The sequence below is a fragment of the Methylomonas sp. PHL2-19 genome (genome assembly GCF_059331595.1).
This window is the reverse complement of the sequence record NZ_CP196839.1, coordinates 1160073-1179828: the sequence shown is the minus strand read 5'-3', so window position 1 is coordinate 1179828 and position 19756 is coordinate 1160073. Positions and strand designations below refer to the sequence as shown.

At 58.8% G+C, this 19756-nt stretch carries 12 protein-coding genes; all 12 read right to left on the bottom strand.

Annotation, left to right across the window (positions count from 1 at the left end; translation table 11 throughout):
* On the bottom strand, window positions 1-1980 hold the full coding sequence (locus ACR02O_RS05590; RefSeq protein WP_494522963.1) for an ATP-binding protein: 1980 nt from the start codon (window positions 1978-1980) through the stop codon (window positions 1-3).
* A complete protein-coding gene (locus tag ACR02O_RS05585; protein ID WP_494522962.1) occupies window positions 1973-3577 on the bottom strand; it encodes a hypothetical protein in 1605 nt (534 codons plus the stop codon). The genes ACR02O_RS05590 and ACR02O_RS05585 overlap by 8 nt, the downstream gene beginning before the upstream one ends.
* A 9-nt stretch (window positions 3578-3586) precedes the next feature.
* Window positions 3587-7261, bottom strand: a complete 3675-nt coding sequence (locus tag ACR02O_RS05580; RefSeq protein WP_494522961.1) for a hypothetical protein — start codon at window positions 7259-7261, stop codon at window positions 3587-3589.
* A gap of 630 nt (window positions 7262-7891) precedes the next feature.
* Window positions 7892-9583, bottom strand: a complete 1692-nt coding sequence (locus ACR02O_RS05575; protein ID WP_494522960.1) for a hypothetical protein — start codon at window positions 9581-9583, stop codon at window positions 7892-7894.
* Window positions 9584-9596: 13 nt separating this feature from the next.
* Complete coding sequence (locus ACR02O_RS05570; protein WP_494522959.1) at window positions 9597-10499, bottom strand: hypothetical protein; 903 nt, start codon at window positions 10497-10499, stop codon at window positions 9597-9599.
* A 291-nt stretch (window positions 10500-10790) separates the two neighbouring features.
* Window positions 10791-13217, bottom strand: a complete 2427-nt coding sequence (locus tag ACR02O_RS05565) for a phage tail protein (protein ID WP_494522958.1) — start codon at window positions 13215-13217, stop codon at window positions 10791-10793.
* Window positions 13218-13226: 9 nt separating this feature from the next.
* A complete protein-coding gene (locus ACR02O_RS05560; protein ID WP_494522957.1) occupies window positions 13227-15398 on the bottom strand; it encodes a putative baseplate assembly protein in 2172 nt (723 codons plus the stop codon).
* A 19-nt stretch (window positions 15399-15417) separates the two neighbouring features.
* Complete coding sequence (locus ACR02O_RS05555) at window positions 15418-15813, bottom strand: GPW/gp25 family protein (protein ID WP_494522956.1); 396 nt, start codon at window positions 15811-15813, stop codon at window positions 15418-15420.
* A gap of 2 nt (window positions 15814-15815) precedes the next feature.
* Window positions 15816-17480 (bottom strand): hypothetical protein, encoded by a 1665-nt coding sequence (locus ACR02O_RS05550; protein ID WP_494522955.1) that lies wholly within the window; start codon window positions 17478-17480, stop codon window positions 15816-15818.
* Between the two features lie 6 nt (window positions 17481-17486).
* Window positions 17487-18128 (bottom strand): phage baseplate assembly protein V, encoded by a 642-nt coding sequence (locus ACR02O_RS05545; protein WP_494522954.1) that lies wholly within the window; start codon window positions 18126-18128, stop codon window positions 17487-17489.
* A complete protein-coding gene (locus tag ACR02O_RS05540) occupies window positions 18125-19171 on the bottom strand; it encodes a phage late control D family protein (RefSeq protein ID WP_494522953.1) in 1047 nt (348 codons plus the stop codon). The genes ACR02O_RS05545 and ACR02O_RS05540 overlap by 4 nt, the downstream gene beginning before the upstream one ends.
* Window positions 19172-19580: 409 nt before the next feature.
* Complete coding sequence (locus ACR02O_RS05535) at window positions 19581-19748, bottom strand: hypothetical protein (protein ID WP_165786375.1); 168 nt, start codon at window positions 19746-19748, stop codon at window positions 19581-19583.
* Between the last annotated feature and the right edge of the window lie 8 nt (window positions 19749-19756).

The following is a 19756-nucleotide window of genomic DNA, read 5'->3' as shown; positions in this document are numbered from 1 at the left end:
CTAACTCCTTAACTGTTTTAACTGCGCCGGCGGATTGCGGCCAAGTTTTTGATATTCGCGCTGTAAAGCCGACAATAGGGTCTCAATGCCGATAGACTGATCCGCCGGACTGCAACCGGCAGCGGTCAACACCACATTCCTGATCTGGCCGCCGCTGATGTCGCAATAGCTGGCCAAGGTCTTGCACAAATCGTCGCTTGGGCTGCGTTGGCCGAAATGACTGCGCCATAAATCCAGACGCTCCTGAAACCCCGGCATTGGAAAATCCACAATCGCATCCAGCCGGCGAGTAAAGGCGTTGTCGATGCGCTCGCGGCTGTTGGTGGTCAGAATCGTGATGCCGGGGTGGTTTTCGATGCGGGTCAATAAAAAGTTGGTGAGCATATTGGCGTAACGCTCGCCACTTTGCTGGGCCTCGGTGCGGCGACCGAATAAGGAGTCGGCCTCGTCGAACAGTAGGATGGCATCGGCAGCGGCAGCCAAATCCAGCAAAAGGCCCAGATTTTTCTCGGATTCGCCGACATATTTGTTCATGATCGCCGCCAGATCCACGCGATACAGCGGCGCGCCCAGCGCGGTCGCGACATAACTGGCCGCCAGGGTTTTGCCGGTGCCGCTGTCGCCGACAAACAAGGCCCGCAGGCCGGCATTGCGCGAGGCCTGCAAGGTCACGCCCAAGGCTTCCCACAACGATTCGCGGCTGTGGGCGCGGGCGATGAAATCGTGCAGGTATTGTTCGACCAAGGGTGGAAACACCACTGCCTCGCGCTCGACCCGCCGCCTCACCGGCTCGGCCAATAATCGTAGGCGTTCCGCTCCCAAGTCACAACGGGCTTGGGCAATATGTTCGGCATTCAATACGCTGCGGCTTTGTTCTGCGCGCAGCACCGCATTGCGCGCCACTTTCTGGATCACCGGACCGCTCAGCAAGGCGCTGGCGGCACGGCGGGCCAATTCCGGATCGGCGAGATAACGCGCCCAAAGCTGGCGGCGCTCGGCTTCGTCGGGCACTCCCATTTCCAATTCCAGCAAATCCTGGCCGGATACCGCATCGGTCATACCCAACACAATTACGTGGGCAATATTGGGTTGTATTGCCGGCAACTGCCAGCTTTCGCCGGCCGAGACCTGCGCCTTGATAACCGGCAGCCAGCCGGCCAGTTGGCAGGCCAGCGGCAAGGCCGGCTGCTGTTGCCACAAATCGCTCGGCACTTCGATGGCCGTTAATCCCAACAAACCCGCCAGTTCGGCGGCCAAAGCCCGTCGGCCGCAGCCGCTGTTGCCGCGTATTGCCAAGCCGCGAACTTCGCCTTTCGCCAATAAGGTCGCCAAATGCGGTAATTGCTTGCGGATACGTTGCGGCAGCAATTCCCGGTCCGTAATCGCAATCACTCGGCATCCCGGCCAAATCGCCGGCCGGCCGCACAATACCGACCACAAGGCCGGCTCGATGCGCAATGGCCTGAGCGACAGCGGCCCACTTCCCTCCAGCAATAACACTTGCTGCTGCACCAACGGCGTAGCATGCAAATCCAGCGCATCCAGTGTGCCGGCACCGAATAATTCGTCCAGCATCGTTAGCGCCAGATGCACCGCGAGGCGGTTGCCGGGATTGGGTGCTTGCAACTCGCTCAGCGTCAAGGTCACCAGATAATCGGTCTCGGCGCTGCCAACTACGGCCAACAAAAAGGCTTGCGGCAAGTCGATATGTTGTTCGCGCAACCAATATCCAAACGGTCCGGGCAAGGCTTGTAACTGGGCGGCCGCGAGTTCGCGCATTTGTATCCAACTCGGCAGAACTTCCAGGTTTAACTGCCGGGCGGCTTGTTGCCGCAATTGCTCGGATAATTCGCTGTCGCCCGGCATCATCCGTTCCCAGAATTCTGCCAAACCGACCCGCACCAAGGCCGCCAGCGGTTGCTGCCGGTTAGGCGCTTGTAGATTTAGCGATTCGGCCAAGGGCTGCGGCGGCTTAGTCATAATGAAAACCCACGACTCGGCCCAGCCACGGCAGCCAGCCCGGATTGATGTCCAGCCCGGCCAGGCGCACGGGCAATCGGATCGCCGACATCGGCACGTACAAATCGATATGGCTGGGGCTATAGTGAATTTGCCCGGTGAGCGCCAACAACTCAGGCTGCCAAACCCCGGTCTTGCCGTACCAACGCTGCGCCAGACTCAAAACCTGCTCGCGCTCCGGCAACGGCGGCAATCGGCCCAGTTCGGCGCTATCTTCCAAGCCCAATTGCCGCGCGATGAAATCGACCAGCGCGTCGTCCTCGTGCAATTGCAATTCTTGCCCAAGCCGGTACAACCAGCCCCAGCCGCTAGGCAATGTTTCGGCATGTTCCAGCATCAAGCAGCGCATTTCCGGCCGGTTGAGCATATTCAATAAATACAGCAAGCCGCCTTGCCGGGTATGGAAGCCGGCAAATTCCAGGCCTGTGCTGGCCGGCTCTGGAAAAGAGTCCTGGGCAAGCGCCTTGGCAGGACGAGAATAGTCGGCCAATGCTAGGTTTGCAGCCATCGGCGTTTGCCGGACATCTTTGCCATCATGCTCGGCAAGGGGCTTGTGCGGTAATGCCGCCGGTATCTGCCGCTCGGTATCGGCATCCAGTTTCGGATTGGCCTCGCCGTCTGTTTGCGCTCGGGCTTGATGGGCTTGGTTAAGCGGCTGCGCTTGCAAAGGGGGTTTTACTTGCCGGCGATGGATCTGTTCCTTCGCGCTTACCGGCTTGGGCTTGGACTTGGGCTCACCAATCGTCTGTGCTTTTTTGGCGTTCAGCATATCCGCAAAACGGGAGGATAGAACAGCCAGCAGCCTAGCCGGCTGTTGTTGCAACAACAACGGTGCCAGGTCTTGGCCGATCAGTAATAAAGCCAATTGATAGCGGCCGTCGGCAGCATCCAGCTCTTGCAATAGCGGTCGCCAAAGCGCCAGCAATCCGGGCCGTAGCGTCAGTTGCTCAGCCCACGTCTGGTCATCGGAGGAGGATCGCTTGTCTGCGTTATCGATTTCAGAACCATGCAGTTCGGCGATTTCCAAAACAGACGGCAAGCGAAAACCACTCATTCCGGCCAGTTCAACCGCCAATTGCCAAGCATCGCTGTCTGTCAGACTCAAGCAGACGGCGGCTAATTTTTCTCGTTGCGCCAATCGGGCACAAACCGCCGGCAGTAAAGTCAGATGTTCGGACACTATCCCGGATATAGCCCGCGACACCGGCAAATCAAACCAATGCGCCCAGCGTCGCCAATACCAATATAAGCCGGCGCGGCCGCGCAGCAGATCCGTCAGCAAAGCCGCCAACAGCTCGGCCAGGCTGGCAAAGCGCATCACCTGTTCGGGATTGTTGCTTTGTGTTAAGTACTGCCGGGTTTGCTCGAGCAAATGCAGAGGCAGTTGCCGCGCCGCACCGCTGACTTGCAGGCGGCGAATAAACACCCAGTTGTCCTGCCCGGCTTGCGGCCAATCCGCACTTTGCAAACTGTCGCGCATGCCGTCCGCCGTCCGCTGTTGTCGGGCCCGGACGGTCAGACGGTGTATCGCAACGGTGTCGGCGGCCAGCTTGGTCATAACCGCAATTTACAAGCGCTGCTGCGTCAGCTTGTTCGCCACGACGCTAAAGCGGGTGTTGATCTTCACGCCACTTTGCAGCATATCGACGATGGTGACCTGGGTGCTTTGCGGACTGTGATCTTCCACCGCCAGCACCGCCACGACGCGCTGCTCGGTATCCAGCAATTGCAGCCGGGTGCCCGGCAACGGCGGCCGGTTCAACTTGACCTGCAAGCGTTCACCTATCGCTGCCAAGCGCGGCGGCACATGCACATTCCCGCGAATGATTTCCTGCGGATCGCCCAAGGAAGCATGAATCAGCACGGCCCGTATCATATTGCGCATCGCGCTGCGGCTGGCGGCGGAGGCATCGCGGTCCAATTGCCGGAACCACCAGGCGATTAATTCCGATACGGTACGGGCAGCGTTGAAATCGTCGGCTTCCGCTCTATCCATGCCCGGCCACCAGGACACGTCTTCGACGCGAATCTGGTCGTCTTCGGCCAGTTGTCCCCACTGCAAACGTAAGGACGGCGGCAACAGATTGAGTTTTTCCAGCAAACAAAACTGGCAGTGCTCCAACTGCTCGCGCAATTCGTGGGCTGGTTTGCGCAGCGGTCCGGCAGCGCCGGCCAGGTCTGCCAAGGCCAACACTTTGGCGGCCGCGGCCTGGGTTTGCAAACTGCTGGCGGTAAAAGCCGGCAAGCTGAAACCGGCCCACTGCTGCATGACAATCTGGGTTTGCAGATGCACGGTTTGCAGGCGGGCCTGCAAGGTATCAGTATTGGCCGGCGTCAACAGGCTGGCGGGTCTAGCTTTGAAGCGGGCCTGGCGCTGTTGTCCCAGATAATCGAATTGCTGAAACGGCGGCAGCTTGGGCCGCAACGGTTTTAAGCCGGCCCAGTCGTCCATCGGTATCTCGCAGATTGCCGCAAAAAACGGGTCCAGCGCCGCCGGCAAATCCACCTCTTCTTCCCAATCGCAGCCGGGGACGATGTCATTGCGGCTGCCATATCGCAAAGCCAGCGGATCGGCCAAGGCAGCGCTGACCGGCGTACCGCGCACTCTGACGTAATACAAACCGCGCAAGGCCTTGGTCAAAATTCGGGTGCGTTCGTTATTCAAAGCCCAGACCTGCCGCCAATCTTCGTCCAGCAAGCGCTGCGCGACGCCGTAGTCGCCGAGTTGTTCGACGCGGAATCTGTCCATGCCTTCCAGGGCTTCCCGCGCCACCCGGATCAAACCGGCCAGTTTGTCGATCTGCGCCAGCTTGTTGGCTTGTTCGCGTAACTTGCCTTGCAGTTTGCGTTCGATATTGTTGTAACGCGCCTCGAAAATCGCGATCCATTGCGTCAAAATCCGCCCGGCTTTGAACAAGGCATGGTAGCGATATTGGGTTTTTAACAGGCTGGAGCGCTGCGGATTGTTCGGGGCGTTTTTGTCGGCCAGGTTGTCCAACACCGCCGGCGACTCCAGTTTGCCGCTGCGCTCAAAAGGATTGGTGGCATTGGCGCCGGCCTGATCGTCTTCCACCACGCCGATTCTTTCCATCTGCTTGCGCAAGGTAGCGGCGTCGGTGGGGTCGAATAAATCGGTCAGCGTGGCCAGCAATTCCTTCATCCCGTAATAAGCTTTGGCATATTCGTTGATTTCGGGGCTGATATGATCGATCACCCCAAACCGGTATTCCTTGGCTTCGAAAGCCGGCTTGCTGACCGCTTCCTTGGTAATCCGCGACAACATATCCAGGCGGTTTTTGTTGATGCCCAATTCAAACGCCGAATAGGTTTGCGGCTTGCTGGTCAATAAAAACGCCGACTTGGACACCGATGATGTGGAGGCCAGCGCGTTACTCAATAAGTTGTTGCTCAAGGCACTGCTGGCGCTGATTTTCGGCGCAGCCATCTGACTGATCGCGCTATTGAATAAGCCGGCGGACGCCGTGGCAAACACGGCTTTCGGCGCATTGCTGACCACGCTCTCCGTGCTGACCGCTTTGTCGACGTTATTGGGAATATCGGTGGCATTCAGATTGGCGTAAGGCAACCAGCGCGCGACCTGTAACCCGGTGCCGTCGCCGGCCACGCCGCCGGCCAGCGCAGCCAAGGCCACGGTTTGCGAATCCAGTTGCTGGCGCTGTAACAATAAAAAGTCGCGGGTTTTCTCGACCCGGCTGCGGATGGCGCGAATCTGGTTTTCAATAGCTTCCAGTTCCACCAAGGCCACCGCGTACTGCACCACCAAGCCATCGTCGCTGGGCAAGGCTATCGGCGGCGGATTGCCGTCTGCGCCCAGCCAGTTACTATAGAAATTGGGTAAGGCCGGCACACCTTTGCTATAGGGATAGGGCGTACCGGGATTTTGCGGGTCTTGTTGTTCGTTGTTGGCGCGGGCGATGACTTTCTCGAAAATCGTCAGAGGCAAGGCCGGCGGCGTTTCCGGTTTGGGCAAATCCAGATTTTTGAATTGCGCCGGATCGAGCACCGCATGCTCTATCACGCCTATGCCGCCAGCCAGAGGCTGCGTGTTGGACGGCTCAACGAAATACAAGGCATCGAATTGTTGGCGCCATTTGCGCCAGGCTTCGTAAGCGCGCATGTAAAACCGGAAAATATCGCTTTCCAGCACGCTGTCGGTTTGCGGAATATCCAATAGATTGGGCCGGTAATCAGGCTCGTTCACTGCGAGCAACAGTCTAATCTTGTCGCCGGCCGGTTGACGCAAATCAATGACTCGGCGCGCGATATGGCCGTTCAACAGCTCGATCACCGCTTCTTCCGGGACCGGCACCATGTCTATGCCCAGATGCGTCGGCAGCCACAACAGATTCGGTGCCGGCGCGGCCGGATTTTGCAGCCAGTCCAGCGGCAATTGGCCGGCGGCCGGCAGAAAATCCAGATGCAGATTGTCGTGCAGGAACTGCGGCAACGGAATCCCGGCATTAGCCGGCAAACCAGCGGCCTGCATGACTCGCCGCATCGCCGCGCCGCTTTGATTGAGTAGCACACGGTAACCGCTGTTCGGCACGGCTTCGTAGCGCCCCGCTTCTTGGGACAGCCAGGCGATGCGGTAGCTGGCATCCTCATTGCTCACCACCGCCAGCAAGGCCAGCGGCACGGCATGGCCCAACTTGGCCATGAAGCCGGCATCGACCCGGTCGGCGGCTACCCAGTTTTCAATGCGTTCGCGGGGCCAAGTATTGACGGCGGCGTCGCTGATATTGATACGTTGCAAGGCCAGACTGCCGGCCAATACCCGTTGGGTGTCACGGGTCGGGTCCAACTCGGTGCGCTGACACGGATCGACGCCCGGCCCGTCGATTTCCCGGTCGCCGCGGGTCAGCATCAGATAATAAACACCGACCGCGCTGGTGACCTGGTTGCGGATTAGGTAGGCGTCGATCAAATCCTGCCACTCGGCACGTAGCGGATAGTAAAGACCCAGTGCCTGGCCATTGGCCGCCAGAGCTAAGCCGGCGCTGACGCTAAAGCCTGGTTCAGCTATGCCGTTCGGCCCCAATTGTAAATCCAGGCCATGGACGATGCCGGCTGTTCTGCCCTGCAACACGGTAGCCAGCCGCGCGTCGGCATAGGCCTGTTCGCGGTCGAACTCTTCCTCGCCCAGATGCCGGCCGGGGAACATGTGCACCCGCTGCAAGCTGCGGGAGCTGGCGATGGGGTTATGCAGCAGGATCATGAACATGATGGCTACTCCTTACTCTTCTTTCCATATCTGTTGGGGAAATTTTGTTTGCATAAACCTTCCCCGACTTGGAACACCTTTTATTGTGTCGCTATCGCGACGGATGTTGTTGATGTCGGTTCTCGGACCGACAGCCGAGATACTTTTCTTTGCTTGTCCAAAGAAAAGTATCCAAAAGAAAAGACACCCGAATGCCGCTTATCCCCTGTGCTCCTCGCTTTTGAACGGGGTTGCCGAAAGGGGCTCCTGCCCCTTCGTCAACGCGATGCATCCATGCATCGCCCCTTCGGGCTGATCCGTTCAAAAGCTCCGGTGCTCGGCGCGGCATACGGGATAAAACTCGTCTCCAACTCGAAGCTATTGAGTACTCATAAAAAGTCGAAACAATCCCCTCTCCCTCCGGGAGAGGGCTAGGGTGAGGGGATATAAAACCGCCAATTTCCCCATCCTCTGAAAGCATTGCAAAGCAACTAAATCTTTCTTAATCCCCATCACGGCACCAACGCAGCCCATTGCCCGATTAAACCATTCTCCAAACCCCACGCAGGCTGCGGGTTCCGCGACGGCACTTAATCGTGCCTACCGTACAAAACCGGCATTTCCCAAACCCGCTCCCAAAATTTCATCTCCTCACCCCAACAGCGCGTTCCATTGACCGATCAACGCATTATCCAAACCTAATCCTGCACCGCTTTCGCCAACCCAGGCGCCGGTGGTTTGGTTGGCTGGCTTGGCCCGCACTCCTGCCACAAATGCTTCGAGATTGTTAGCCGCGGCCAGTTGTTGCAGGGTTTGCCAGATTACCGCGTCGTATTGGCGTTCCACCAACAGCAAGATGCGTTGGCTGGCGGCGACCAATGTTGATTCATTGAAGGACGCCACCAACGCCGCTAAGGCCGCACGGCCGGCGTCGTCGCTGGGGGGGCGCAGTTCGGCCAGCATCGGGTAATTCACCCGTTTCAAGAACACGTTGTCCTCGTCGTCGATCAAACCGCCACCATCGGCCGGACCACCCACCACTTCGGGCGGCATCGGTAAGGCAGTACCAAGCGCTAACACGATGCCGCTAATCGAAGTTTCGGCGGCTCTGCTGGGGCGGCGCACGTACAACGGCGCGTTGCTGCCGAAGCGGTCCCAGATGGCTTGCCAAGCGGCCTGGTCGGTATCCAGTGCATGCACCGGCCTGACCGGATATAGCTTGAGGCGCAGCAAATCCAGTTGCGGCAGCAGGCGTTTATTCGGATCGAAATTGCGCTCCAGTTGCGCGGCATAATGGCCGTAATCCAGATTGGACAAAGGCACCAGTACGACGATGTCCACCGGCTCGCCGTTGCTTAAATCAATAGGCGGCAAAGCCAGGGATTCGGCGCGAATCTGTTCCACGTCCGATTGCCGTAAAGGCGCGATAGCAACCTGGTAGTTTTCCGGAAAATAACCTTGCCGACCGTTGACCGGATCGACCGCTTCCTTGGGCAGAGTGCCGACCGGCGGTAGCAAGGAAAAATAATCGCTGGCATGAAAATCGCCGGTCAGGCCACCGCTGCGACGGTTGCTTAGTATGTCGGTTAATAAGGCCTCGTACTGCCGCGACAAATCGCTTTGCAATGCGTCTATGCCCGGCTTGGCGCGCAAGGGATGGCGCAACAATTGCGCATCCAGCCATTGCGGCGCGCCTTCTTGAATCGCCACCAAACCCAGTGCCACCGCGTCTTCCGGCAATAAGCCGTGCAATTGATCATCGCCGAGCAACTCTCTCATCAAACGTGCCCGAATTTGCAAAGGGCTTTGTTGCGGCAGCGGAATCGGCAAAGGCACCAGGCCCATCTGCACCGACTCGGTGATCATCGCGTATTGAAAGCCGCGCTTGGCGCTCAAATCCTTCGGAAACACTTCGGCAATGTCGGTGCCGACATCGACATAACGCAGCACGACGGCGTACAAACCCCGGTTCAGATTGGAAAAATTGCCCTCATTCAAGCCGCTGATCAAGGCCCGGTCGCGCAGATTAACGATCAGCCGGCTACCCAGCTCCAGAACCCGGCCTGCCGGCGTCATTGCCAAACCCGGTTCCAAAGTCAGCAAACCGGTGAAGCGGTCGAAGCTCAAGGCCAAACCGCCGACGATGCCGCTGCCCAGCACCCGGCCCAGCTCGCGCAAGCGCTGATCCAGATAGATTTGATCGCGGGTCAAGTCTTCGGCGGTCAGCAAGCGGCCGTCGAAATAATGGCTGCGGGTCAAGCGCGGATCGATGTCGGCGACCTGATCCAGCGCCAGCCCGGCGGCAATCGGATTACCGAGAGGTTGAAATAAAATTTCGCTCATAGTCCCTCCATGATCAGGGCTGGCGCGCCAGCCAGGCCAATTGGCTGGCGGTGGCCAGGAACGGCCGCACCAAGTTGTTGATCGAGATTAATTGCGGGTTGACCAAAATCGCGTTGATGTCGGCGACGCTGATGCTGATCCTGGCCAGCAGCAAGCGGGCGCCCTCCTCCAACTCGTCTTGCAGTTGTTGGGGATTAACGCCGTTGCCATCCAGCGCGTGCAGCAAACGGGCATGCAGCGCCAGTTGCGCACCGGCCTGAGAGTTATCGTTTTGCACTTGCTGCAACAAGGCTTGTTCGGCGGCCGACAGTGCCGGCATCGCCGCCGGCAGCCCCTGATGGCAAGCCCAAGGTTGATAATCATCGTCTGCCGCTGGCGGCGGCAATTCCGGAATCAATTCCAGACGCACGCTGTCAGCGGTACGGCTGGGTTGCACGGCGTCGGTACTGAGATTGAGCTTGCGCGCCAGCACCGGCTGCATCGCCACCGGACAATCTTTTTGCCGCACGCAGATTTTCAGCCAAAGCAGATTATCGGCGTCGCTGTATCCTTCGCGCAGATGGCTCTCGGTTTGCGCCGCCAGCCAATCGCCGAGATTGATGCAGTAAGGTTCGTGAATCAGCACTTCGCGGCCCAGACCGTCGATGCCGATGCCGGGACTAACCAGCAAGCGCACGGTTAGATTGTCGGAGTTGTTGGGATGCGTGGCCGGCGCCATGCTCACCGCCATGCCCGCTAGCGTGCCATAACCTTGCAGCCAGTATTGATGGCGGGTCAGGCGGCGGCGATGGTAGGCCTGCTCGTCGCGGGTTGCTTCCAGACCCAGCATCATCCCGGCCTCGTAAGCCACGCGGCGCAATGGTTCGGACATACTGGCGTCCTGTTCCAGAGTGGTGAAATCGTCTAGGGTATCCATACGGCCTCCGTGTGTGGTGCCCAATAGGAAATGCCAAAATCTCGGAATCCGGCAGCATAAATCCCCTCGCCCTCCGGGAGAGGATAGGGTGAGGGGCTAAAAACAGCTGGATCACATTGCTCGAGCCCCCTCACCCCAACCCTCTCCCGCGAGGAGAGGGAGCTTCTTCCCCAGCCTCTGACAGGAACCGGAATCCGCCAAGCCGGTTGCGCCGAACCAGTCGAAGGACTCAGCCCAAAGGAGATCAACGTGATAGACAGGACCGGGTTGTTAACCACCCCAGGAAAACCGCTAAGCCTGTGCATTGATGTCCTCCGGTGAAAATGCCGCCGGGTTTTTCAAGATCCCCTCGCGGCCCAGATAAGTGTCATCCAGCGTGACGCGGCGGAACGGCGGCGCGGTTTCGATGAAGGTATCCATGCCCAGCAGCGGCGCGATACCCAGCACAAAGGGATGTTCGGTTTCGATGATCCGGTATTGCAGGTGCGCCGGCAGTTGCTCCGTCAAAATGTCTTCGACGGCAGTGCGCAAACTCACCGCCCGCCCGTGCAGCAAGATACTGACCTGGTGCGCGTATTCTTCAAAAAACGCTTTGACCTGGGCCGCTTCGTCAACTGTCGCCAGCTCCGGGGCGAACAGTGCCAGAAATTGCCGGGCATCGCTTTCCGACAGAATCAGGCTGTCGCCGATGATGCTGTTACCGCTCATGCCGGTGCCCAAAGTTAACGGGTGATCGCCGTCGTCCATGTCTATGCCCAAGATCGTCGCCATGGTCCGCCGCAAGCGGAAATTCTCTAAAACCACGATTTCGCCGCGCTGCACACCGCCGTCGCTGACGATGTCCAAAGCTAAATTTAACCCCGCCAACGTGCCTTTGTATTGTTGAATCAAAGTCAAGTCCCGTAGCCAGCGCCGCTGCCGGGCTTCCGGCCAGTGGCTCGGCAGCTGACCACCTACGGCCTCGGCCAACCAAGGCAAGTTAGCGGCAGGCGTTGCCTCGGGCGCCAGCAACTGCTCGCTGGCGGCAATCCGGCCTTCCAAGGGGGTCAATACCCCTTCGAAGGCTGCCAGCAAACGCTCTCGAACGTCGGCGCCATTGGCCGGGCCTGTGGTTTGATCGGAATCGTAACTAAGTTCCTGCCGGTAAAATTCCGGAAAATAAGCTTCCTGGTAGGAAAAGCGCGGGTAATAGACTCTGATGGCGTGCAAGGCCGGACTTTGCCGGCCGTCGCCGCGCAAAGTCACTTGAATTTGCAGATAGCGCCCGCGCAACTGCCGCACCCGACCGGAAGGCTGTTGCAACAAAATCTCGAATAAACCGCTAGTGCCGGCTTGCTGGCCGGCCAGACTTGCCGCGAACGGCAATTCGGACGGTAGCGGATTCCACAGTGGCGCGGGTTGCTCGATGGGCTTGGGCCGCACCGCCTGCCGGCTGGCAAATACCCGCACCGCAATCTGAATATCGCAGCCCGGCGGGATGCAGGCATCCAAATACAGCCGGTGCCATTGCGTATCGACTTGGCCGGAATCCAGTTCGTGTAACAAGGCCGTGCCTTCCAGAAAAAACTGCGGGCGGCGCAAGGCATGCAACTCTCTGGGGCGCGGAGCTATCGCCGGAAAATCCGCATCGGCCTCGGCTTGATAACGCAACTGGCCGTCGGCGCTGCTGACAAAACGCGGTACGCTCTGCGACAACATTGGATATCGCTCGAGGAGCAAGCGGGCTTGGCCGGTGTTGGTTGCGCTATCCCAATGCAGCGTCAACACCGGGCAATCGCGTTGCGTGAAATTCGCATCATCCGCCGTGCGCGGCACCAAAGCCGCCAGCCGGCCGCTGTCGGGTAAAGCCGAATCGGCAGCTAGAGCCAGATCGATAGCGAAAGGCAATTCCGCCGGACAGGCGTAGGCTTTGAATGGCGCATCGGCTAATGCCGATAAAGGCCGCGTCACTATGGCCTGCACCCCCATACCGTCGTGACACAAGATAAAAATCTGCTGCAAATCGCAACATAGCGCCAGCGCTTGCAGCCCATCAGGCAAGGCTTGCTGCCAGATGCGGGTTAACGGATGCGGATTGGCCTGCTCGGGTTCGAAGCGCACCGGTTGCGGCGTGTACGGCAAGGGCAGCGGTTCACCGCTACACAACATCAAACCGGAATTGCTGATTAGCCAGATGCGCTGATCCGCGTCGATACAGGCGCGTAGCGGCATTTGCGACTCAGCATCTTCGCCTTCGGCATTGCCCCATTCGCAAAAGGCTTGCCAGCGCCGGGCCAGATGAAACAACAGCAAACCATGCTGATTAACCCCGTCGCTGAACGGCAAAGCCAATCTGCCGTCGCCGGCCGGTTGCCCGAAGCCCGGCTTGCCGCCGGCCGCGACCGACGCGAACGCCATGTCGGTAAAGCGGCCCTGTGGCGCGACAACATCCTGCAATTCATTGTCCTGCAAGCTTAGATAGCCACGGCCACTGTTAAATTCGACACGCGCACCGTCGGCACTCAAACGACCGATCTGATTAAAACTGTCCAAAGCCAGCGGCGCGCTGTTCTGCCACGCCAGCAAAGCCGCCGCCGGATCGGCGGCCGGCAAGCGCAAAACCTGATTTTGCGCCAGCGTCAGCGCCTGCAAACCGGCATTCCAGTTCAAATGACTGGAACCCTGTTCGAAATCAGCTTGGCCTTTCAGTAAAAAATACGGGGTGTTGTTGACGTCCATCGCTCGCCCTCAACAAATGTCCGGTATCACCGGCACCGCGACGCCCAGACTGTCGTCCGGGGTTTGGCCTTCCAGCAAGCCGATGCCGTCCGGCAAGGCCGGCGTGCCGGAACCTCCGTCAGCGCGCACCCCCAACAGCTCGGGCAACTGATATTTAGTCAGGCTGATCGTTTCGTCGGCTGGCAAGCGGCGCCAGCCATTGCTGCCGCGTTGAAACAGACTCAAGCTATTCACGGCCTGCACCCCGGCCACCCGTGCTGCTTGAGTCAATAATTCGTTGGCGCGCACCGCACCGCCCAAGGGCCACCCAGCACCGCGCGCGCCGCCGGGCGCCAGAGGCCAAAGATATTCCAATAAAGCCTGCTGCACTTCGCGCAGGGTCTGTTGCTCGGTTTCAATGTCCCGCACCTGCACTTTCACGCTGATGGCAATCGGCACAAACTCAGGGCTTAACACATACAGCTCGGTGCCGACCATGGTCCGCTGCAATAAGTAGGCAAACACGTCCTTCAACAAGCCCTGATTGGGCTTGGGCGTGTGACCCAAAGCCGGTTCGGCTGGCGGCAGCACGAATACGCTGACCACGCCCGGCACGCCGTCGCGCGCCGCGCGGATGCTGGCGCCGGGCAGAAAACCGACCAATACTTCGGCGCGGGCCACCGGATTAAGCGGATTGGCCTCGGTAATGATTTTGAAATCCTGCTGCGTCACCGCCCGGTTGCGGTGCGTCAAGAACTGCGGGATGCGTTTTTCGGCCTGTTCGACGGTTTCCGCATCCAAACCACCTTGCAAGGGCCATTCATGGCGAATTTTATAGCGCGAGCTGCCGTTGACCACCTCCTTGATGGTGCCCGCGGGCAAATTGCCGGCGCTGCCGCCGCCAAACAGATATGCCGCAATCCGAATCCGGCTTCCCGACGGCGGCCGGCGGCCGATCGTACCGTCACCAAAGTAGACATAGCCGGACTGCGGATTTAGCCGATACACTCTGGCATCTGCGGCTTGACCGGCCAGAAAGGCCACCTGTTGCCAACGCACCCAGGCACCATTTTCCTCGACATCCAGTTGCAAGGTCGCCGCCTCGATATTCTGATCCGGCAATACCACCACCTGATCGGGCTGGCCGGTACCCATACCCACCAGCAAATCCTGCTGCAAGCCTTGCGCAAGCACATCGACGGCGTTCAATCCCAGGTAGCCCAGTTGTAACGTGGGATGTTCCGGACAACGTAAGCGCAACCAAAACGCCACCCGACCGGCTTCGACTTGATCGGCCAATTCCGGCGGCCTATCGCCGACACCGCTGAACATCGGATCGGTCGGTACAAACGCCTGAAACAGCGCCGGATTTTTGGGTAAGCGCAAGCGGACCACACCGGTTTGCCGGCCGCCTTTGGAGCTGTCGGCCAGCACATCCAAGGGTAGATAAATCGTTTCGCCGGCCTCGCCGGTGGACACCAGCTCCCAGATTAGCTTGCGCGGATTCAGTTCGTTGATCGCGTCGCCGTCCAAATTGTCGGCGGGCGCGATGCCGATATTGAAGGCCACGCCGGCCAGATGGCTGCGCAGCAAGGCAATCTGGCCTTCCAGCTGCCGGGGGGCGATGCAGGCCAGGTAAAAGCTGCGATCCAGACTACCGGTCAAATCCAGCACTTCCTTAACCGGCTGGAAGCGGCGCGGTTGAAACGGCTCGGGACGTTGGCCGTTGCGCAATCCGTACTGTTCCTGCAAATCCTGCAAGGTCAAACCCAGCGCGGCCAGATCGGCAGCCTCCAACTTCTGTTTGATCAACACTTGTAAGCTCAGGCAGGTGGGTTGCAATTCGCCGACCGCCGTCAAAATCTGTTTACCGGCCCGCAACTGGCTGCCGTCCGCCAATAATGCCGCCGGCAACACGCTGGTGGGCCCGGCGTCAACGCTGACGATGCCCTTGGCCGGCCGGGCGGCGCGCACCGGAATTTGCAATAAATTTAAAAACACCCGGCGCTGGCGTTCCGGAATTAAGTTGGCGCGGTACAAAATGGTTTCGGTCAGCCAGGCGAACAAATCCACAAAGCTGTTGAGCGGGTCGCCGGGGGCAATCTGCGCCAGTTCCGGCAAATGGCTGGCCAGCCGGGCCTTGGCCTCGGCAACCAGGTCGTCGAAGCGTCTGTCGTCTAAATTCGGTACCGGTAATGGCATAGCGGCCTCTCTTGCAGCCTCAAGCCGGCAGGCTCAGGTTTAGCGTGAATCCCAGTTCCGCCGGACGCTGACTGTTACGCAGCCGGTAGCGGATATTGATATGCACATCGGCGACGCTGGCCGGACTGGCTTGCACTTGCACTTCGTCGATTTCCACTCTAGGCTCCCAGGTCTCCAGCGATTTGCGCACCACAGCCGCGATCAAATGCCGGGTGGTTTCGTTATTGGGTTGATGTACGAAGTTTAATAAACCGGCACCGAAATTTGGCCGTTGCAAACGCTCGCCGGGCCGGGTCAGCAGGATGTTCAGCATCACCTCGCGGATGCTCTGATCGTCGCGGGTCCAGCTCAGTCGCCCGTCGGCGTCGATATTTCCCAGGGGCCAACTCAAAATTTCCGGTACCGGCGTACGCATCCTTAATCTCCTTTGATTTTTGGAAACGGCAGGCAAATCCGTACCCACGGCAGCCAGAAAAACACGATGTTCAGCAGCGAGATCATGATCATCAGCAAAATCATCGCCACCAGCGTAATCACCGGCAGGCTGAACGAACAAATCCATTGAATGCCAAAATCCGGACCGGAAGTATCCTTTACCGTGTCTTCGCTGGCGCCCTTATTTAATTTCAGTTTGTTCATTAAATCGAAGGTATCAGCGGGCGTGATCATCGCCGCGCCCTTGGCCAGACCACGGCGCAGATCGGCCAACGACGGCATCTGGATCAAGGCCGGTCGGCTGGCATCCGGATCGAAGGGCGCAGCGACCCGAAACGGTATGCTGCGGGTGTCGGCATTGGCCCATTGAATCTGTTCCTGGCCGAGCTGGTTTTTGGCGCGCACAAAAGCCACTACTTGATAAACATCGCCGGCATTTTGCGCGAATTTTGGCAAGGGGATTTCCTTGACCTTATTCAAGGCTTGGTCGCTAAGGCGTTGCCCCAACAGCACGCGGATTTCCTGGGCATCGGCGGCCAGCAGCAACAGCGTCAGATTGAGATTGCCGACGCCATTGGCATTCGGCAAGGCCGGTAATGCCGCCAGTTTGTCGAGCCCGCCGACCGCGTCTATCGCCTGCTCTTGCTGAATCAGCCAACGCACCAGCGGGTTATCCCCGCCCAATGCAAAACAGGCTTGTAGATAGCTATAAAAGGTTTGCTGCCGATAAGGTGCGAACAAGCCCTGGCTGGTTTCGGTGTAGGCTCGGCCTTGCAAACCCGCCGGCAGTTTGGCTTCGTCGTACAGCCACAGTTGCTGCGCTTTATTTTCCAGCGCGGCATTCTCGGCAATGCCGGCTTCGCCGAGGTGATAACGGTTGACCAACATTCTCAGCAGTTCAAAAAAGCCTTTGCTGGGCAGGCCTTGCGCCAACGGCTTGCTGTGTTCGTTTAGCCAGGTTTGATTTAGCGGCTGCCGATAACCGAACGGCCACGGCAACATCGCCGACGCGATGCTGGCGGTTTGCGCTTGATCGGTACTGTCAAACGCCTGGCTGACATCGCGCAGATAATAAAAACCGCCGAGCGGCAAATAACCGAACAACAGCGTATGGGTTTTACGCTTGGCATCGCTGGTTTTTAACACATGCAAGGGATGCACTTCCTCGCCGCTATAGGCCGCCTGATCATCGCGTTTGTGCAGCACGCCGTTGGCACACAACCGGCGGTGCAAATCAGGGTCACGCAGCTCGCTGGGTGCGTCCTGCCAACCCAAAGCTTCGCCGTCTTCCAGCATCCAGGCCTGCTCGCGGCCGCCGCTCAGTCGGCGAATCACGAAACCGGCCGAGCTGATTTTTTGCTGATCCAGCGCCGGCTCGCCGAAGCGGTCGCAAACCACTTCGCAACTGACGATATGAAAGGCCCGATGCAGCGGTAGGCGCAGCACCGGCTGCTGGCCATGGCGACTGTGACGTTCCTCCTGCTGCCAGTCGCTGAACTGCGGCAAATCGAACTGGCGACGCTGCATGTCCTGCTTGAAGCGGTTGATAAACTCCGCATCCAGATAACGATGCAAGCCGCATTGCCCGCCCTCCTGATAAAACGGCGGTTTTAATTTAATCGGATGCAGGGCTTGTTCGATTTTCATAATCCCTTACCAAATATTGCCGGCGCCCGGCGTGTAGGAACTGCCCACCACCGAAGTGGCGATCACCGTATCGGCTTGCACCACGCCGCTGAATTTGGACATGCTGGCATTCACCGTCACCATGCTGGCGTTGATGGTCACCGTGCTGGCATCGACCGTGACGCTGCCGCTGCTGCGCACCGCAATACCGCTGCTGTTGAGCGTAACGCTCTGGTCGGCGCGCTCGATAACGATTTCCCCGCCGCCGGCTTCGTCTATCGAAATCTTGTAACCGGAGCGGGTACGCAACTCCACTTTCGGGCCGCTACCGTCATCGAAATCCAACACGGTTTCCTGCGGCGTACGGATCACGTAATGATCTTCCTGCGGATCGGCCTCTGCCGGCGCGCTGCCGCTACCGGCCCAGACGCTGCCCAGCACCAGCGGCATTTCCGGCGTGATGAAGGCCAGCACCACTATTTCTTCCAGGCGCGGCACGAAACTGGCGCCGTAACCCTGGCCGGCGGACGGCGCGACAACCCCGGCCCATAATTCCATCTGCGTCGCCAGCAAGCGCACCTTGATTCGGCCACGGCTGTCCGGGTCCGCGTTATCAGTGACTTGCCCAAGTTGCAAACTGTGCAGATTACCCAAGGCGTGACTGTTCATGACTGCCACCCGCCTTTATTGACTTTAAGATGCGTTTCGAAACCGCTGTTGTTATCGAAGCGGTGCACGCAATGCACAATCTGGTAGCGGCCTTTCAGGCGCGGCGATACGCCGTCCAACTCGATCTCGCGGCCGGGTTTTAGGCTGGCCTCGCCTTGGCAAACAATTTCGCCGTGAATAAAGCGTTTGGCTTGGCGTTTGAATGCGGCCTTGGCATAGGCTTCGGCTTCGCTGCTGGTGCCTGGAAAGGGATGCGGGACAATTTCCGCTCCGGGCCAGCTCAGGTTGCCTAAAGCCGCTGCCGCGCTGGTGCCGGTGGGTGCCGGCGTCATCGTGTCGGCCGTAAAATCCACCGCGTCGGCGCTAGCCAGATTATAGCCGTTGACTTGGCTGCTGAGCGGTTGATGATTTAAATCGGCGATCAAGCGCACTTTCAAGGCGCTGTCCTGGGCGCTAAGCTCGACAGGATTGGGATCGGCTTCTTCGGGCTTGGCGCGTAAGGTATTGCCCGCCAAGCGTAAGGCTATATCGAAACGATTGCCGATGCGCAACAGAAAAGCCAAATCACTTTCGTTGAGTTGATGCCAGGTGGCGGTGATGCCGGAGATTGACGCATCGGTTTGCAGGCCCGCCTCGCCGGCGATGGTTTGCACTAGTTCGTCCGGACTTTGATCTTCAAAGCTGCGGTTATGCCGGCTGCGGGCCAGCCTATGCAATTTGTCTTGTAATAGCAGCGCGATGTTGGGCGCGCCTTCGCCGTAGCTTTCTTCAATGGCGGTAATCTCGCCGCTGAACAGATTTTGCGGAGTGTCGCTGCCCATTTCGATTTCCACGCCGGCACCCAAGGCTATGTCGTTCAAAGTAAAGTCGGGGTCTTGCCCGCCTTCCGGTCTACCCCAATTGGACAACTGCAATTCGGCATGCGCGCAGCCGTGCAAGGGCAGATTGACCTGCATCGCCAGCAAGGCCTGTTGCAGGTCTTCGCGTTGTTCGCCGTCGATTTTGATCGTCGGGCGGGAGCTGGTGAAGGCGGAATCGGGCATAGTGTTGTTCTTGTTTATTGTCGTTTAATTATTATGTGTCGCTATCGCGACGGTTTTTCTAATGTCGGTTCGCGGACCGACAACCGCGATACTTTCTTTTGCGTCGCCAAAAGAAAGTATCCAAAGAAAAGGCGACCCGGATGCCGCTTATTCCCTGCGCTCCGAAGCTTTTGAACGGGGTTGCCGAAAGGGGCTCCTGCCCCTTCGGCAACGCGCCGCATCCATGCGGCGCCCCTACGGGCGGATCCGTTCAAAAGCTCCGGTGCTCGGCGCGGCATACGGGAAGGAAACCCTTCCGCCACACAAAGCCTCCTAAAACCCTTCGACACATCCCCTCTCCCTCCGGGAGAGGGCTAGGGTGAGGGTATATAAAACTTCATTACCAAATCTCTCACTCACCCCCATCTATTCAATCAATCCTCAACCTTTCCTGCCTCTGCCTGATCAACTCCAACATTTGCGCCAGCTCGATCTCAGCCGGTGCCAACGGTGTTTGCTGCGCGGCCGGTTGTTGCTCAGCGGTTTCGGTGACGCCGTCTTGCACCTCTAATATCACTTCATCTATCAATACCGGCATGTCTGATT

What these genes read in the sequence shown, in the direction of transcription:
- ACR02O_RS05590 (WP_494522963.1), bottom strand. Translation starts at nt 1,980, where the DNA reads ATGACTAAGCCGCCGCAGCCCTTGGCCGAATCGCTAAATCTACAAGCG.
- ACR02O_RS05585 (WP_494522962.1), bottom strand. Translation starts at nt 3,577, where the DNA reads ATGACCAAGCTGGCCGCCGACACCGTTGCGATACACCGTCTGACCGTC.
- ACR02O_RS05580 (WP_494522961.1), bottom strand. Translation starts at nt 7,261, where the DNA reads ATGTTCATGATCCTGCTGCATAACCCCATCGCCAGCTCCCGCAGCTTG.
- ACR02O_RS05575 (WP_494522960.1), bottom strand. Translation starts at nt 9,583, where the DNA reads ATGAGCGAAATTTTATTTCAACCTCTCGGTAATCCGATTGCCGCCGGG.
- ACR02O_RS05570 (WP_494522959.1), bottom strand. Translation starts at nt 10,499, where the DNA reads ATGGATACCCTAGACGATTTCACCACTCTGGAACAGGACGCCAGTATG.
- ACR02O_RS05565 (WP_494522958.1), bottom strand. Translation starts at nt 13,217, where the DNA reads ATGGACGTCAACAACACCCCGTATTTTTTACTGAAAGGCCAAGCTGAT.
- ACR02O_RS05560 (WP_494522957.1), bottom strand. Translation starts at nt 15,398, where the DNA reads ATGCCATTACCGGTACCGAATTTAGACGACAGACGCTTCGACGACCTG.
- ACR02O_RS05555 (WP_494522956.1), bottom strand. Translation starts at nt 15,813, where the DNA reads ATGCGTACGCCGGTACCGGAAATTTTGAGTTGGCCCCTGGGAAATATC.
- ACR02O_RS05550 (WP_494522955.1), bottom strand. Translation starts at nt 17,480, where the DNA reads ATGAAAATCGAACAAGCCCTGCATCCGATTAAATTAAAACCGCCGTTT.
- ACR02O_RS05545 (WP_494522954.1), bottom strand. Translation starts at nt 18,128, where the DNA reads ATGAACAGTCACGCCTTGGGTAATCTGCACAGTTTGCAACTTGGGCAA.
- ACR02O_RS05540 (WP_494522953.1), bottom strand. Translation starts at nt 19,171, where the DNA reads ATGCCCGATTCCGCCTTCACCAGCTCCCGCCCGACGATCAAAATCGAC.
- ACR02O_RS05535 (WP_165786375.1), bottom strand. Translation starts at nt 19,748, where the DNA reads ATGCCGGTATTGATAGATGAAGTGATATTAGAGGTGCAAGACGGCGTC.